Below are 15,182 nucleotides of genomic sequence, written 5' to 3' on the forward strand. Positions count from 1 at the left end.
CCCACGCCGAACACGGCCCGGACGCGGCAGGGCCGTCATCAGTAGGGGCCCAGCAGGTCGAGAAGCGAGCGTCCTGCCTGGTCAAGTTCATAGAGGACCTGCCCGCCCACCCTTCTCCGGAGCACCAGGCCGCAGGCGTGGAGCGTCTTCAGGTGTTCCGAGACGGTGCTCTTCGCGAGCGCGAGCCGACGGGACAACACCGACGTCGTGCTGGGAACGACCACGGCGCGCATGATGGAGGCCCGCCCACCGCCGATGAGCATGGTCAGTGAGTCCTCCCGCAGCCGCCGGGTCAGGTCCGGGCTGTCGCTCAGCACCGAAGCGCCCCGGGCCTGGAAGGGCATCGCGATCCGACCATGGGAATCCGTCGCCGACATCATCAGTCCGCGAGCGAACACCATCGGCACGAGCACCGGACAGGCGTCTCGGACCAGGGCTGCGCCCCGGACCCCGGGCACCTCGAGCAGGGGCGGGTTCCACCTGAAGGTGCCGTGCAGGTCGGCGAGCAGGCTGGCCCCACCCCGGGTGGCCAGCATCCGGGACCGCAGCAGCAACTCCTCGTCGAGGACGGAACGTATTGCCGCCCACCGCGGGGCCAGCGCATGGTCCCAGAAGCGCGACACTTCCTCGGTGTACCACCGCAGCGAGCCAGCTGGGTCAGCGGCGAAACGCACCAGTGGGGCCGGAACCTCGCCGGGAAAGAGCCGGACGATCTCGGCGCGTACCTCGTCGGGCGCGGTCGCCGCGGACCTGGCCAACTCGTCGAGGAGCGCGTTGCCCGAGCCGTCGGGGATGGGGGCGACGAATCCGGGTAGCTGTGGCGCCGTCACGGCGTACAGCTCGGCGAGATCGGTGGGGAAGTGCTGCCAGGCGGCGCGCGCCCAGTCACTGAACGGCCAGCGCATGTAGTGGGGGCCACGGCGGAGGCTGACCAGACTCGCGGCCAGCTCCCACAGGGGGCTGATGGCGATTCGTGTCCGTCCCAGCGCGGCGTCGTCCATCTCGACCCGTACCTGGTTATCGGCCGTCGCCTCCGTCCATACGTCGTACGGCAATGGCTGAGCTGCTCCCACGGACACCCCCGAAGTGTTGTCGAGCGGCGCCGACGGCCCTGTGCGGGCGGGACCCATCACCGGGTCCTTGTCCGCGCCGAACCCGTACGAGCCTAGATTCCCGCCTACGGTCCGGAAAGGACGGATCGACGAAGCTATGCTGTGATGACGGTCGTCCGCGAGCCGGTCACCGCCGTCCGCGCACGCACGCGCGTCACCCGCCGGCCGCAATCGACGGACCCAGTGGAAGGATGGTTGCCGAGTGATCGAGGCGGCCGTAGGCGGTGCCCGAGTCAGTGTGCACGGACCCCTCGCGGAGGACGCCGAAACGCTGCGTGACCAACTCATCGACGACCGAGTGCCGACCGGCATCACCGAACGGAAACTGTCGATGTGGCCCCCCTCCGTGGCTGCTGACGTCGTGCCTCGCATGACATGGCTCGACCTCCCCACGTCGTCCTCCGACCTGCCCTCGGTCGTGCACGGGCTCGCCGCCGAGCGCGCCGAACTCGACCGCGTCGTGCTGCTCGGCATGGGTGGTTCGTCGCTGGCCGCAGAGGTCATCGCGGTAGCCGCGGAGCAACCCCTGCGGGTTCTGGACACCACCGACCCGCACCAGGTTCTGGCGGTGATGGCCGAGGAGCCGGCACGCCTCCTCGTGGTGCTCGCCAGCAAGAGCGGTGAGACCATCGAGTCGGAGAGCCTCAGCCGGGTGTTCGTCGACCATCTGCGCCTGCACCTGGGTGAGGCCGCGGCGACACGTCACATCGTTGCGATCACGGACCCGGGATCCCACCTGCACGCCACCGCGATGCAGGCGGGCTACGCCTGCGTGTTGAGCGATCCGATGGTGGGCGGTCGGTTCAGCGCATTGGGACCGTTCGGCCTGGTGGCACCCGGTTTGCTCGGTGCGGACATCGCCGCCGTCGTCCGTGAGGCCGCAGCCGTACGACCGTCGCTGGCGAGCGACGCGGACAACCCGGGGCTACTGCTCGGCGCGGCGCTGGTCGCGGCGGCCGAACGTGGGCGAGACAAGTTGCTCCTGTACGCCGAGGGCGCCACCGCACGCGGGTTACCGGACTGGGTCGAGCAGTTGGTGTCGGAGTCGACCGGCAAGGACGGCCGGGGCATCCTGCCGGTGATCGGCTCGGCCCAGACGGCCGCGCCCGCGGACGCTGTCCGGGTGGTCCTCGGCGTCAGCCCGCGCGGCACTGCCGACATCGTCGTCGACGCCCCGCTGGGTGCGCAGTTCCTCCTCTGGGAGTACGCGACCACGGTGGCCTCGCACCGGCTCGGCGTGAACCCGTTCGACCAGCCGAACGTCGAAGAGTCGAAGATCAACACGCGAGCGGTGCTGGCCGGCGAACATGCTGACAGCGGTGAGGCGCCCGTGCTGGTGACCGACGCCGTGGAGGTCCACCTGAACCCGGGTCGCACCGGTGGCCCCGCGCGGTTCGAGCGCCTGGAGGAGGTATTCCAGTGGCTTCTCACGATGTCGGAACCGGTCGGCTACCTGGCCGTCATGGCCTTCCTGGACCGGTCCGGCGACCAGCGCGTCGCCCAGCTGGTGCACCGGCTACGCGAACGCACGAGCCGGCCGGTCACCTTCGGCTGGGGGCCGCGGTTCCTGCACTCCAGCGGTCAACTTCACAAAGGCGGCCCGCCCACGGGCACCTTCCTGCAGATTACTGCCGCGGTGGCCGGCGACGTGCGGGTGCCCGGCCGGCCGTTCGGGCTCGCTGAGCTTCAGGCCGCTCAGGCCGAGGGCGATCGACTCGCGCTCGCCCGCCGCGGGCGGCCTGTCGTCCGGCTGCACCTGCGGGACCGCCAAGCCGGCATCGACGAGCTGATAGCGGCGGCCCGCCGCTGGTCATGAACGGGTCGGGCCAACGGTGGATACCCGCGGTCGGCCCGCGCGGCACGCCGCGCTCCGAAGCCCGCCCCGACGTCAGCTCACCGGCTGCGAAACCGCTGGCTCCGTGGCGTAGCCGAGGATCGCGTCGATCGTCTCCGGGATGGTGATGGCCTCGTTGTCCAGGGATACCGCGAGGCTCAGCGTGTCACCGTCCCGGCACGCCTGTACGGCTATGTCGTACCGGTCGCCGCGCGGAGCGCCACTGCGCATCGCCCGGTCCCGGATGAGTGCGCTGTCCTGCGGACCCTCCGACAGCAGCGTCACGCCATGAGCCGCGCCGAGCCGCGAGGCCGCCGCGTCGGGGTCGCGGTCGGCCAGGTGCAGTCGCAACAGGATGACGTGACCAGACACCATCGGCACGGTCACCGCGTTGGTCGACAGCGATATCTCCGGGACGATCTCCCGCAGGTCCGTGGCGTGGTGTGAGGGGCGGGCATCGAAGACCGCACTGTTGGTCACGCCCTTGGCCGCCTTGTCGCTGTCCGTGCAGCATCGGATGATCGTGGCGTGTGCTCGCGCGATGCGGTCGACCCCGATCGCGGCCAGAGCGCGCCCGATCGCCGTGGTGTTGCAGCTCGCCAGCCGCGCACTTCGCAATCCGAACCCGATCTCCCGATTCAGGGCCGGGTGCAGGACCGGCCCGAGCGAGCGATCGCGCTCGCCGCCGCAGTACCGCACCGCGACGCCCGCCGCCCGATAGCTGGCCGCACGTCCGGCACCGCTGCGGCTCGGCCCGGCGTCGACGACCAGGTCGGCCTGTTCGAGCGCGTCGTTCCACGAGCCGGCGACAGTGATCCCCGTGTCCTCGGTCCGCTCCTGAGGCACGTCGTCGGTGAGGAAGTACGGCAGGTCCGGTCGGGCGGCCACCCCGCCGTTGACCCGACGGATCCCGACACCGACCAGTTCGAGATCCGGATGCTCGGTCACGGCGTCCACCAGGCGCTTGCCGATGACGCCCATTCCCAGTACTGCGATCTTCATTGATCCACCGTCTTTGCACTCGTCAGGGCCTCGTCGAGGAGCTGATCCGCCACCAGCCCGTCGCTGCACATGGCTAGGACAGGTAGCCGTCCCCGGCGCGCCCGGGGCGTGTCGAGCAGCAGGACCTCAGGCCACGCGGTGCCTCGGCCCCGGTCGAGCTGGAACTGGCTCGCCCGGGCGGTGTCCGTGGACACCACCGCCGGCAACACAGCCAGATCGCCGGTGACCACTGTCCCGTCCGGCCATCCGCCGACGAAGTCGGCTACGACCAGCCAGCACCGCGACTGCTGGGCCGTGACCACCCGCGCGGACCAGGCGACTGGTCTGACACCGACCGTGTCGCCCGACCAGAAACTTCCGATCCGTACGGAATCGACAGGTCCCGCCGCTGCGGGCCCGCACATCCCCGCCGCTGGTGCGATCACTGTGGCCGAGCCGAATACGGGCTCGATACCCAGACGATCGATGAGCGCGCCGAGGATGACCTCGATGCGCAACCTCGCAAGGTCGACACCGTCCGGCAGCTCGACCGGGCGCTCGTCGATCGACAGGACGCTCGCCGAGCCTTCGGCCGGTGTGACGTCCCAGCCCCGCTCACGTGCCACGGATGCCAGTGCACCGGCCAGCGGCCAGGAGGGATCGACATTGACCTGCCGCCGTTCAACCATCTTCTGCCAACCTTTCCGTGACGGTGTCACAGACGAAGTCGGTCACCGCGTCGGTGGTCGCGTCGCCGCCGAGGTCGAGCGTGGTCGGACCGTCCTTCTTCGCCGCGAGGATGGCCGCTGAGACCGCCTCCCCGCGGCGGTCCTCCCCGAGCGCGGATAGAAGCATGGCGACGCTCTCGAACAAGGCGAGCGGGTTCACCTGCCGACGGTTCGCGAGGTGGCCGGCGTCCCCGTGTGCCGCCTCGGCAATGTGCACCCCCGCACCGCTGTTCAGGCTTCCGACCAGGCCCAGGCTGCCGGCTACCGCCGCGCCGAGATTGCTCAGCAGGTCGCCGAACGTGTTCGAGGTGAGGATGACGTCGAAGGCGCCGGGGTCCAGTACCAGCGTGGAGCACGCGGTGTCGGCCAGCATGTCGTCGAACGCCACCTCCGGATAGCGGCCGGACACCTCACGGGCCACCTCGAGGAACAGCCCCTCGGTGAGCTTGAGGTTGTTGGCCTTGTGCACAAGTGTGACCTTCTTGCGGTTCTGCCGCCGTGCCAGCGCGAAGGCGGTCTCGGCGATCCGTTCGCAGCCGTGCCGGGTCGCGATCTTCACCGCCTGAGCGACGCCGGGAGCCGCCCACCATTCGATAGCGGCGTACATGTCCTCGACGTTCTCGCGCACGAGCAGGATCGGTCGCGACGCGTCGACGGGAATCGGCCGGATGCACGCGTAGAGGTCGAGTTGCTGTCGCAGATAATGGTTGGCGCTGCGCACGGAGCCGCCACTTGGCGTGGCGAAAGGTCCCTTGAGGGCCACCCGGTGGCGTCGCACCGCCTCGATCGTTTCGGGCGGGGCGGTAACGCCGAACTGGTGGTACGCGCCCAGACCGGCCGGCATGTCGAGCCACTCGACGGGCAGCCCGGTCGCTTCGACCAACCGGCTCCCGGCGGCGACGAGTTCGGGGCCGACACCGTCACCCGCAATTCTCACGATCGTACGCACTACGGCGCCCCCTGTTCCTCGTCCCTGCCACCACCCACCCGGCACGCGCCGGGCGGGCTCCCACACCATTCGTCGATTGCCGCGAGCAGCAGCGCCACCTCGGCCTTGCTGTCGCCGACGCTGTCCGAGGTCGCCACCCGCACGGCCGGGCGAGCCGGACGCGAATCACCTCGCGCCCCGCCAGCAGGTGCGCGACGAACACGCTCATCCCGGCGCCGGCCGCGAACAGCGCGTCGCGCAGCGGAACCAGGGTGGACCCACTGGAACAGAGGTCCTCCACGACGAGGCAGTGCCGCCCCCGCACCTCGTTCCCGATCCGGGCGTAGAACGTGCCCGACGCGTCCTTGTGCTTCGCCAGTACCACCAACGGGAGCCGGAGCAGCCGCGCGACCCCCGAAGCCCGCAGCGCTGCTCCCGCGTCCGGGGCGACGACCAGATCGACCTCCCGCACCCAATCGGGTGGCCGGCGGGCGAACTCCTCGCCGGCGGAGATGTCCCGCACGACCAGGCCCGGCACGGCCGGCCCCACGCTGTGCCGATCGACCGTGATCAGCCTGGTCACGCCGGCCGCCTTGAGCAGGGCCAGCACCATCCGGGCGCTGTGCGGCTCGCCCGGGCGCATCCTCCGATCCTGCCGCTGGTACGCCAGGTAGGGTACGAAGCATGTCGGCTCGGCGCCCCCGACACCGGCCACCGCGTCGAGCAACTGGAGCAAGCTGATCAGTCCGCGGTCCTGGCTGCCGGACATCGAGTGCACGACCAGGACATCGCGGCCGGACAGGTCTGTGCCGTCCGGGACGGTCACGAGCTGCTCGCCGTCGGGGAAAACGTGCCGGTCAGCCAACACGGCTTCGAACTGTTCGGGAAGGTCACGCACGCGGAAGTGGTCATCCGGCCCGAACACGATGACGCGGATGGACGACCTGCTCACGCCATGCTCCTCGCGACTTCCCGGATCGCCAGCGCGTCGGTACACGCCTCGGTCAGGTCCGGTAGGGCGGGGCCGTTCCCTCGCATCATCGCGGCCCAGGCACGGAGCTGGCGGGCGAAGGCGGACTCCGGCCGAGTGGATCGGAAAACGCCGGTCTCCTCCCGTCCCGCGGCGTCCCAGTGCGTGACGGAGCATTCGCCACCGTCGTCCGCGTACGGTGACGGCATGGTCAGCTTCACCACGGTGCGGCCGGCGACGAGCTGCACGACTTCCCGGTAGCGTCCATGTTCCGGCACCCTGGTGTGGCTCATCCGGACCATGAGGTCCGGGCGAGGACGCCAGCCGCACGTCACTGCCGAGCCGTCCGCCCAGGAGGCCCCGTACGTCGCCCCTCCGATCAGGTCCAGACCCGTTTTCCGAAGCAGGACATGGACGAGGTTCACGTGATGAACCAGCGAACCACCCAACCCGTGCATCAGGACCTCGGCTCGTTCTGCTCCGGACACTCGCGCCGCGACCTCGATCGCCGAGGGGGGCGGTAACCCCCGGCGTTGCACGATCTCGGGGACGAGGTGTTCGATCTGCGCGGGCGAGTTGGGGTCGAGCACCCGTACGGTCAGCTCCCGGGCTTCCTCCATCAGCGGCTCCGCCTGCTGGAGGAAGCGCGCGACCGCCCGTGAGTGACGCTTCATGTACCCGACGGCGACGGGGACGGCGGTGCGCGCGCTGTGCCGGCGCAACTGGTCGATCTCGTCCGGATCCACACTGACCGGCTTCTCACAGAGGACCGGTATGCCTGCATCGAGGCATTCGCCGACCACGGCAAGGTGGGTGTACCAGGGTGTCGTGCAGATCGCCGCCCGGGCGCCTGCCCGCACCGCGGCGGCGACACCGAGGTCGACCCGTACCGCCGGGTACAGCGCGGCCACCTCGGCTGCTCGGGCCGGATCCGGCTCGACGACCGAGATCAGCCGGAACTCGTCGGGCATCCGGGCCAGCGACGGCAGGTAGGCGGCGTGTGCGACCCGCCCCGCACCGATAAGTACCAGTGGAATGGCATTGGTCACGATAGTCTCCATTCATGCCCGCCGATGATGTGCCGCCCTGTCTCGTGGATCTTCCGACGCCCACCTCGATCGACTGGCCGGCGCTGCTGACCCGTCTGACCCGCTGGGGCGGGCTGCTGGTGCTCCGTCAGCACACGTTCATGAGCGACGCCGCGGCGTTCGGTGCCTTCGAGTACGAGCTGGAGTGTGATCTGATCGAGCTGCTGCAGGCGCAGTTCGGTGACGTCAGCGTGCTCGCCGAGGAAACCTTCCACCGCACCGGCCGACCGGTGGGGACGCCGGGACGGCTCCAACTGGTGCTCGACCCTGTCGACGGGTCGCGCTCGTACGCCGACGGCAGCACCACGTACGCGATCACGCTGGCCGCGCTGCTCGACGGGCGACCTCTCTTCGGTCTCGTACACCACCCCGCCGAACAGGTCACCTACGCCGCGGCCCGGGGCCTCGGCGCGTACCGCGGCATCCGGCGGCTGGAGTCGCGCCCCACCGGCTCTCGGCGGGTGGCGATCCGGCAACGCGACATGACGGGGTCGATGGCGCTCGCCGCCGAGAAGCTGATCCGCCACGGCTACGTCATCGAGGGGATGGCGTGCACCTCGCTGAAGCTCTGCTGGATCGTCGACGGCCGGATCGCCGGGCTCGTCAAACCGGTGACCGAGCGCAACGGCATCCTGTCGACCTGGGGTCTCGCCGCCGGTCAGCTCATCACCGAGGAAACCGGTTACCCCGTTTCCTCGCTCGACGGCTCCCCGTGGGAGTGGGCCCCGGGGGAGATCGTTATCGGAGATGCCGGGTTCCGCTCGGCGCTCGGCCTGCATTAGCTTCCCAATCGGACCAGCGACCGGGCGGCGTCACGCAGCCGATCCCTGCCCGAAGAGCCCAAGCCGAGGCCGAGCGCGCCGTCCGCCAGCACCAGCGCCTCGGCGAAGGCCGTCGCCTTGGGCAGGTCCGCTCGCTCGAGCGCGGTCGTCAGATTGCGCACGAGATGGTAGACCACGATCAGATCCACGGCGTCCGGGTCGACCCCGTGCCGCGCGCAGGCGTCGTGCGCCTGTCCGCGGCACGCGGCGAACTCGGCGTCGTCGGTGGGCAGCGGTGCGGAGAAGGTCGCGAGCACCGCTTGCAGAACATACGAACTGTCGTGGTGGATCAAATCCAGATCCACCCCGATCGGTGCCGGCGAACCGGTCTCCCGCCATCCCTGCACCTGCGACGCCGGCAGGACGAGATTGGCCGGCTTCGGATCACAGAAGAAGACCCGCGGACCGGGTGCGTCCTCGATGACGGCCGGGAGCCGGGCCGCCACATCGCCGCCGATCAGGTGCTCTATCCGCGCCAGCGCTGCGGCGTACCGGTTCGCGACGGGGAACGGTAGGGGCGGGCCCAGGTCTTGCCGGATTGTCGCATCGCGCATCGCGCCCTCCACGGCGACGAACTCGTCCAGCAGATCCAGCCCGCAACGGCGAGCCCGGCCGGCGACGTCCGGAACGCAACCCGAGAGGAACCGCAGGTCCACCGCGGTGGGCTGCTGCAGGGTCACCAGCGTGTCGCCGACAATCCACTGTGGCACCGCGGCGTCGAAGCCGCACCGGCGTAGCGTCGCCAGCGCCACCCGCAGGATCTCCCGGGCCACGGAGCCGTGACGTAGCGGTTTGACGCGCAGCGGGACGAACCCTCGCCCGGCCCAGACGGGAAGAGCGGCGGCCATGGCCGCGCCCGCGTCAACCCCCGTGTCCTCCAGGACCACGTGCTCCGCCGCCGCACGGTCCGACCATCCGGCCGGGAGCGCCCGCCGGAGCAGATCGGCGAGCGCCTCCTCGGTATCGTCCCGGATCAGTGCCGCCATCAGCGGGCCGAGCGCCGCCCGGACCGTACGGCTCACGGCTGCCTGCGATGAGACGATGCGAACTCCCTCTCGTAGCGGGTCAGCCGGCGCACCTTGTGCTTCTCGACCCCGTCGACCGTGCGGGCGCTGTCCGGGTCGTCGAAGAGCGGCAGGTCGGCGGCCGGCGGCCGGATGAAGCGCTCCTGGTCCTCACCGTAGGGCCGCACGATGATGCGACGTTCCCGAGTGAGCGACGCGGCCCACTGCGGGTCGTAGAAGCGATAGCCACTGATCCAACTCGGCGTGTACGACAGGAAGAAGTTCACCCGGGTCGAGGTGCTGTTGTTCGGCTGCACCCGGTGCCAGAGGCTGGCATGAAAGACGGTGATCGAGCCCGCGCGCGCTCGCAGCACCCGCTCACCGGGCAACGTGCCGGTAGAGGTGTGCTCACCGTCGTATCCGGCCCGGTGGCTGCCGGGCAGGTAGACCAGATTTCCCATCTCGTCATGCGGAACATCGGTCAGCCAGTACCCGATGCGAAGCTTGAGCGGCAGCACCGGCGAGAACACCCGGAAGGGGACGGCCCGCGGACCGTCGATGTGCCAGTGGTTCACGACGGCCCCCGGCTGGCGCACGATCATGTCGTTCTGTGACAGGCGCACGGTGTCGCCGAAAATGTCGTACGCGAAGCCGATGTGCCGTTCGTGGTCGATCAGCTCCTGTAGATCCCGATGCCTCAGCACCAGGTCTTCGATCTTGTTGGTGTTCTTGGAGGAGGGCACCATGCCGGCCACCAACTGCCGGCCGATGTCGAGGTAGCGATCGACCGACTCCGGGTCGATGCGGTCATCCAGGTGGATGAGCCCGTTCTCCTCGAACTCCTCCCACTCGGACTTGGTGAAGCCGGGCGGCGCGGGTTTCGGTGAGGTCATGTCAGTCCTCCGCTTCGGTTGAGTCAGGCGTCAGCTCGCGTGCGAGGACACTGAGGAAGCCGCCCTGCCGCACGCATCGCAGCTCCGCGGACGTGTCGATCCGGACCAGCATCTGCCATCTCTTGACGCCTCCGACCGCGTCGGTCGCGCTCACCGACACCTTCGAGAGCGGCTCCGCGGCATCGATCCCCCGGACCGTGAACGACTCGGTCCCAATGAGCCCGAGCCGGTCGGGGTCGTCGCCGTCGAGGAACTGCAGCGGCACGATGCCAACACCGATCAGGTTGCTCCGGTGGATCCGCTCGAAGCTCGTCGCCAGCACGGCCCGCACACCGAGCAACCGAGGCCCCTTGGCCGCCCAGTCCCGGGAACTGCCCATGCCGTAGTCCCGACCGGCGAGAACGATCACCGGAACACCCGCGGCGGCATACGCCTGCGCCGCCCGGTACACCGTCACCGTCTCGCCGGACGAAGCCAGCCGGGTCCACCCGCCCGCCCGGTCGGGCGTGAGTCGGTTGCGGAATTTCACATTCGCGAACGTGCCCCGGACCAGGACGTGGTGGTTGCCCCGACGGCACCCGTACGAGTTGAATTCCGCCGCCGGCACGCCCAGGTCGAGTAGGTAACGGCCGGCCTCGGAGTCGGGGGCGATCCGCCCCGCCGGTGAGATGTGATCGGTGGTGGTCGAGTCCGCGGCGAAGACCAGCACCCGGGCGTCTGTGACATCGCCGTAGCCGCCGTAACCGTCCGGCGACACCAGGGGCGACGGCATCAGATAGGAGGAGTTCGCCGGCCAGTCGTAACAATCGCCGGGTGGGGCCTTGATCGCGTTCCAGCGCGCGTCACCACGGAAGACGTCGCGCGACTGCCCCGACAGGTGCGCCACGGCCGACGACACGGACGCGGTCAGTTCCTCCTCTGGCGGCCACAGGTCGGCCAGGTGGACCGGCTCACCGGAGGGGTCGTGCCCGAGCGGGTCACGCTCGACGTCGATCAGCACGGTTCCGGCCAGGGCGTACGCCACCACCATGGGCGGCGACATGAGATAGGCGCCGCTGATCGCCGGATGTATCCGGCCCTCGAAATTCCGGTTGCCGGAGAGCACGGCGGCCGTCCCGGCGCCGGCGGCAACCCACTCCTCGACGGTGTCGTGCAGCGGGCCGGAGTTTCCGATGCAGGTGGTGCAGCCGTAACCCACCACATCGAATCCCAGGCGAGCGAGCGGTTCGAGCAGGTCGGCGGCGGCCAGGTAGTCGGTGACCCGGCGCGAACCGGGTGCCAGGCTGGTCTTCACCCAGTCCGGCACCGACAGCCCGCGACGGACCGCGTTCCGCGCCACCAGCCCGGCGGCGATCATGAGCCTCGGGTTTGCGGTGTTGGTGCAACTGGTGATCGCGGCGATGGCGATAGCGCCCTCGTGCGGGTGCGTCCGGTCGGCCCCGGCGGAGCGCTCGGCGCGGGCCTGGCGGGACTGCTGAAAGCTCCGGGGTACCTCGGCGAAGTGGAGCCGGTCCTGCGGTCGGCGCGGGCCGGCCGTGCTCCCCCGCACGGCGGCGAGGTCGAAGGACCAGACATCTGTGTAGCCGGAGAGGGACGGCATCGTCTCGCCGTCGTCGAAAAGGCGTTGGTAGCGGGTGTAGTCGGCGACCGTACGGACGTGTGACGCGGATCGGCCCGTCGCCGTCAGGTAGCGGAGGACGGCATCGTCAACCGGGAAGTATGCCGCCAGGCAGCCGTACTCGGGCGCCATGTTGGCGATGGTGGATCGGTCCTCGACCGACAGTGCCCGGATGCCGGTCCCCACGAATTCGATGATGGTGCCGACCACCCCGCGCTCGCGCAGGAACTGCGCCAGGGTCAGGGCGATGTCGGTCGACATGATGCCTGGGCGTGGTGCACCGGTGAGCCGGAGGGCGATGACCGGTTGGCTCCGGACCGAGACGGGGTGACCGAACATCGCCGACGAAGCCTCAACCCCCCCGACGCCCCAGCCGAGGACGCCCAGCGCGTTGATCATCGGGGTGTGCGAGTCGGTACCGAGGACCGTGTCCGGTGCCAGGATGCCGCTCTGATCGTGCAGCACGACGGCGGCGAGGTGCTCCAGATGCATCTGATGGACGATGCCGCCGCCGGGCGGCACGATCCGCAGGCCCGGAACCGCGCCCTCGGCCCAGCGCAGGAACCGGTACCGCTCGTCGTTGAGCGCGAACTCCCGGTCCATGTTCCGGTCCAGGGCGGCATCGTTCCCGGACCGATGCGCCTCGATGGAATGGTCGACCACCAGGTCCACCGGCAGCGCCGGCCGCACCGCCGCCGCGTCACCGCCTGCGGCGGCAACCTGTGAGCGCAGGGCAGCCAGGTCGGCGAGGACGGGTATGCCCGAATGGTCCTGCAGCACCAGGCGGGTCGGCCACAGGTCGAACTCGACGGGCTCGCCGGACGGTCCCGCGGCCACCAGGGCCGCCACCGCCTCCGTCGCTTCCGCGACGGAGGACGGCCGCGACGAATCCGGCGCACGGAGAGCCGCGCGCACGATGTTCTCGGCGAAGATCCGGGTCACCCGCGGTGCCGTGCTGAGAGCGGGTACCCGCTTCTGCAGCTCGCCGAGGTCAACGACGCGGTCGCCCGGCGAGCCGGGGAGCTGGGAGAGCATCGGCTGCGCAGACTCAGGCGGCGAGCCGGTTGTAGATCTCGACCGCCTCGGCTGGCGAGACCTCACCACCGATCTCGATGGACCGGGACCGGATCTCCTCCAGGCACGGCACGAGCAGTTCGGGGCGCGGCGTCACACCGGCCTCCTCCAGCGCCCAGGCGACGAGAGCCCGGCCGGAGTGCTTCCCGAGCACGTACCGACGCTTGCCGCCGACCAGGTCCGGCGGGAAGGGCTCGAAGCTCGACGTGTCGCGGAACATGCCGTTGGCGTGGATCCCGGATTCGTGCGCGAACACGTTGTCACCGACGACCGGCTGCCAGGGGGGAAGTTGACGGCCGGTGGCCGCGCTGACGAGCCGGCTCAGCCGGGTGAGCTTGGTGAGATCGATGCCCAGGTCGACGTCGTACCGCAGTTGCAGGGTGGCCGCTGCCTGGGCGATGTCCGTCATGCCGGCCCGTTCGCCGATGCCGTTGATCGTCACGTGGAAGTAGCGGGCACCGGCCTTCAGACCGGCGATGGTGTTGGCCAGCCCCAGTCCGAAGTCGTTGTGGGTGTGGCACTGCAGGTCGATGGGGGCCGCCTCACGCACCAAGCGGACGCGCTCGCCGTACTGTTCCGGCGTCATGATGCCGATCGTGTCGGAGAGCCGCAGCCGGTCGGCGCCCGCCTCGTGCACCGCCCCCGCATACTCCTGAAGGAAGCCGCCCTCCGTACGGGCCAGGTCCTCCGCGCTGACCGAGACGAAGGCGCCGCGGTCTTTGGCCATACTAATGAGCGACTTCGCGGTTCCCAGCAGCCAGGAGCGGTCCTTGCGGACGCTGGCCTTGAGGTGGTTGTCCGACGTCGGCAAACCGATGTGAATCGTCTTGAAGCCCATGTCGAGTGACTTCTCGACGTCCTCCCGGACACCCCGGTGCCACGCGACCAGGTGGGTGTTCTCGTCCTGGCGCTCGACCGTGGACTGTACGAACTTGAGTTCCTCACCGCCCATCGCGGGGATGCCGACCTCAAGCCACCGAACGCCGGCGTCCAACAGACCGTTGAGGATGTCGGTCTTGACATGGAACGAGAACGCCGCGCCCGGCGTCTGCTCCCCGTCGCGGAGGGTGGTGTCCTCGATGATGATGTCGTTGCGCATGGCGTCCCTTTCTGAGCTGTCGGTCCGTGTCGTCGGCTGTGCTACCGCCTTCATGCCGGGCTCCCGGCCTTCTCGGCCAAACCGATCCAGGGCGAATCGTCGAGAAGTTCGTCGGTCTTCACCAGGTCGAACAGGTCCGCGACGGTGGCGATGTCGCCCTCGATCAGCCGGGTGGAATCCTGTTGGGCGACATGGTCCAGCACGGCGGTCATGGCCTGGAGCGCCGCCCGGATAACCTGGTTGGCGTAGACGACCGCGTCCGCTCCGCACGCGCGTAGCTCCCGGGCGCTGGCACCCGGGTAGGTGGTGGGAATCATGAAGAGCGGAACGGTGATGTCGGCCGCCCGGGCCGCCGTGGCGAATTCCGCCACCTCGTCCGCGGTCCGCGCCCGGCTGTGGATGAGCAGGGCGTCGGCCCCCGCCTCGCAGTACACCTCGGCCCGCTTGATCGCGTCATCCAGGCCCGCCGAGACGATCAGGGACTCCAGCCGCGCTATGACCATGAAGTCGTCGCCCCGCTGCGCGGCCTTCGCCACCGCGATCTTGCGGGCGAACACCCCGGCGTCCTCCAGGACGTTCCCGTCGCGGAAGCTGTTGCGTTTCGGGTACTGCTTGTCCTCCATGCAGATAGCCGCGATGCCTTCACCCTCGTAGAGCTGCACCATCCGCCGGACCACGTTGACGTCGCCGAAGCCCGAGTCGACGTCCGCGATGATCGGGATGTCGACCCGGCGACGCATCGTCACCGCCGCGTCCAGCAGTTCGGTCATTGTGAGCAAACCGGCGTCGGGCACCCCAGCCGCCGTGCAGATACCCAGGCCACCGGCCCAGATGGCCTCGAAGCCGTAGTTCTGCGCCAGGACCGCGGTCATGCCGTCATGGGCACCCATCACTCTCACCGGTTGGAGCTCGCCCAGCAGTGCGCGAAGACTCTTCTTCATTGATCCTCCTCGAAGAGGCGCGCCGGAGCAGACCTTCGCATCGGTCGCCGGCTCGGCAAGGGCAACCGCCCGTACCTCTGACACCGCCCCG

The 15,182-nt window shown here is 69.7% G+C and carries 13 protein-coding genes; 2 read left to right on the plus strand and 11 right to left on the minus strand.

Annotated elements, in window-relative coordinates; translation table 11 throughout:
• Positions 1-38: 38 nt before the first annotated feature.
• Complete coding sequence (locus JNW91_RS01685; RefSeq protein ID WP_203173189.1) at positions 39-1,055, minus strand: ArsR/SmtB family transcription factor; 1,017 nt, start codon at positions 1,053-1,055, stop codon at positions 39-41.
• A gap of 427 nt (positions 1,056-1,482) precedes the next feature.
• Here JNW91_RS01685 and JNW91_RS01690 point away from each other — a divergent pair, with 427 nt between their 5' ends.
• Positions 1,483-2,928, plus strand: coding sequence for a glucose-6-phosphate isomerase (locus tag JNW91_RS01690; protein ID WP_238424108.1), 1,446 nt, complete (start codon positions 1,483-1,485; stop codon positions 2,926-2,928).
• Between the two features lie 72 nt (positions 2,929-3,000).
• Here the strand turns inward: JNW91_RS01690 and JNW91_RS01695 are convergent, their stop codons facing one another.
• From JNW91_RS01695 to JNW91_RS01715, 5 genes are read right to left on the minus strand one after another with little or no spacing between them, the layout of a single operon-like run.
• Positions 3,001-3,948 carry a type II glyceraldehyde-3-phosphate dehydrogenase gene (locus tag JNW91_RS01695; RefSeq protein ID WP_203173191.1) on the minus strand — a complete coding sequence of 316 codons (948 nt, stop codon included), beginning with the start codon at positions 3,946-3,948 and terminating at the stop codon, positions 3,001-3,003.
• Complete coding sequence (locus JNW91_RS01700) at positions 3,945-4,646, minus strand: hypothetical protein (protein WP_203173192.1); 702 nt, start codon at positions 4,644-4,646, stop codon at positions 3,945-3,947. The genes JNW91_RS01695 and JNW91_RS01700 overlap by 4 nt, the downstream gene beginning before the upstream one ends.
• The gene (locus JNW91_RS01705; protein WP_238424109.1) at positions 4,609-5,538 is read right to left on the minus strand and encodes an isocitrate/isopropylmalate family dehydrogenase; all 930 of its coding nucleotides are present in this window, start codon (positions 5,536-5,538) and stop codon (positions 4,609-4,611) included. Before JNW91_RS01705 ends, JNW91_RS01700 begins: the two co-directional genes overlap by 38 nt.
• 37 nt (positions 5,539-5,575) lie before the next feature.
• Positions 5,576-6,535 (minus strand): ribose-phosphate diphosphokinase, encoded by a 960-nt coding sequence (gene prs, locus JNW91_RS01710; protein ID WP_203173194.1) that lies wholly within the window; start codon positions 6,533-6,535, stop codon positions 5,576-5,578.
• Entirely contained in the window at positions 6,532-7,602 is a 1,071-nt protein-coding gene (locus JNW91_RS01715) for a Gfo/Idh/MocA family protein (protein WP_203173195.1), read from the minus strand. The genes prs and JNW91_RS01715 overlap by 4 nt, the downstream gene beginning before the upstream one ends.
• 14 nt (positions 7,603-7,616) lie before the next feature.
• On the opposite strand from JNW91_RS01715, the gene JNW91_RS01720 reads away from it, so the two are divergent.
• Positions 7,617-8,423 (plus strand): inositol monophosphatase family protein, encoded by an 807-nt coding sequence (locus tag JNW91_RS01720; RefSeq protein ID WP_203173196.1) that lies wholly within the window; start codon positions 7,617-7,619, stop codon positions 8,421-8,423.
• Here the strand turns inward: JNW91_RS01720 and JNW91_RS01725 are convergent.
• The 5 genes from JNW91_RS01725 to JNW91_RS01745 are packed head-to-tail and all read right to left on the minus strand — an operon-like array spanning position 8,420 to position 15,091.
• Positions 8,420-9,448 carry a hypothetical protein gene (locus JNW91_RS01725; protein ID WP_203173197.1) on the minus strand — a complete coding sequence of 343 codons (1,029 nt, stop codon included), beginning with the start codon at positions 9,446-9,448 and terminating at the stop codon, positions 8,420-8,422. The genes JNW91_RS01720 and JNW91_RS01725 overlap by 4 nt on opposite strands.
• Positions 9,449-9,480: 32 nt before the next feature.
• On the minus strand, positions 9,481-10,359 hold the full coding sequence (locus tag JNW91_RS01730) for a phytanoyl-CoA dioxygenase family protein (RefSeq protein WP_203173198.1): 879 nt from the start codon (positions 10,357-10,359) through the stop codon (positions 9,481-9,483).
• 1 nt (position 10,360) lies between these two features.
• Complete coding sequence (gene acnA / locus JNW91_RS01735; RefSeq protein WP_203173199.1) at positions 10,361-13,012, minus strand: aconitate hydratase AcnA; 2,652 nt, start codon at positions 13,010-13,012, stop codon at positions 10,361-10,363.
• A gap of 13 nt (positions 13,013-13,025) precedes the next feature.
• On the minus strand, positions 13,026-14,150 hold the full coding sequence (locus JNW91_RS01740; protein WP_203173200.1) for a homocitrate synthase/isopropylmalate synthase family protein: 1,125 nt from the start codon (positions 14,148-14,150) through the stop codon (positions 13,026-13,028).
• 50 nt (positions 14,151-14,200) lie between these two features.
• On the minus strand, positions 14,201-15,091 hold the full coding sequence (locus JNW91_RS01745; RefSeq protein ID WP_203173201.1) for an isocitrate lyase/phosphoenolpyruvate mutase family protein: 891 nt from the start codon (positions 15,089-15,091) through the stop codon (positions 14,201-14,203).
• Positions 15,092-15,182 lie beyond the last annotated feature (91 nt).

The organism is Micromonospora parastrephiae (assembly GCF_016802865.1).
Lineage (GTDB): Bacteria > Actinomycetota > Actinomycetes > Mycobacteriales > Micromonosporaceae > Micromonospora > Micromonospora parastrephiae.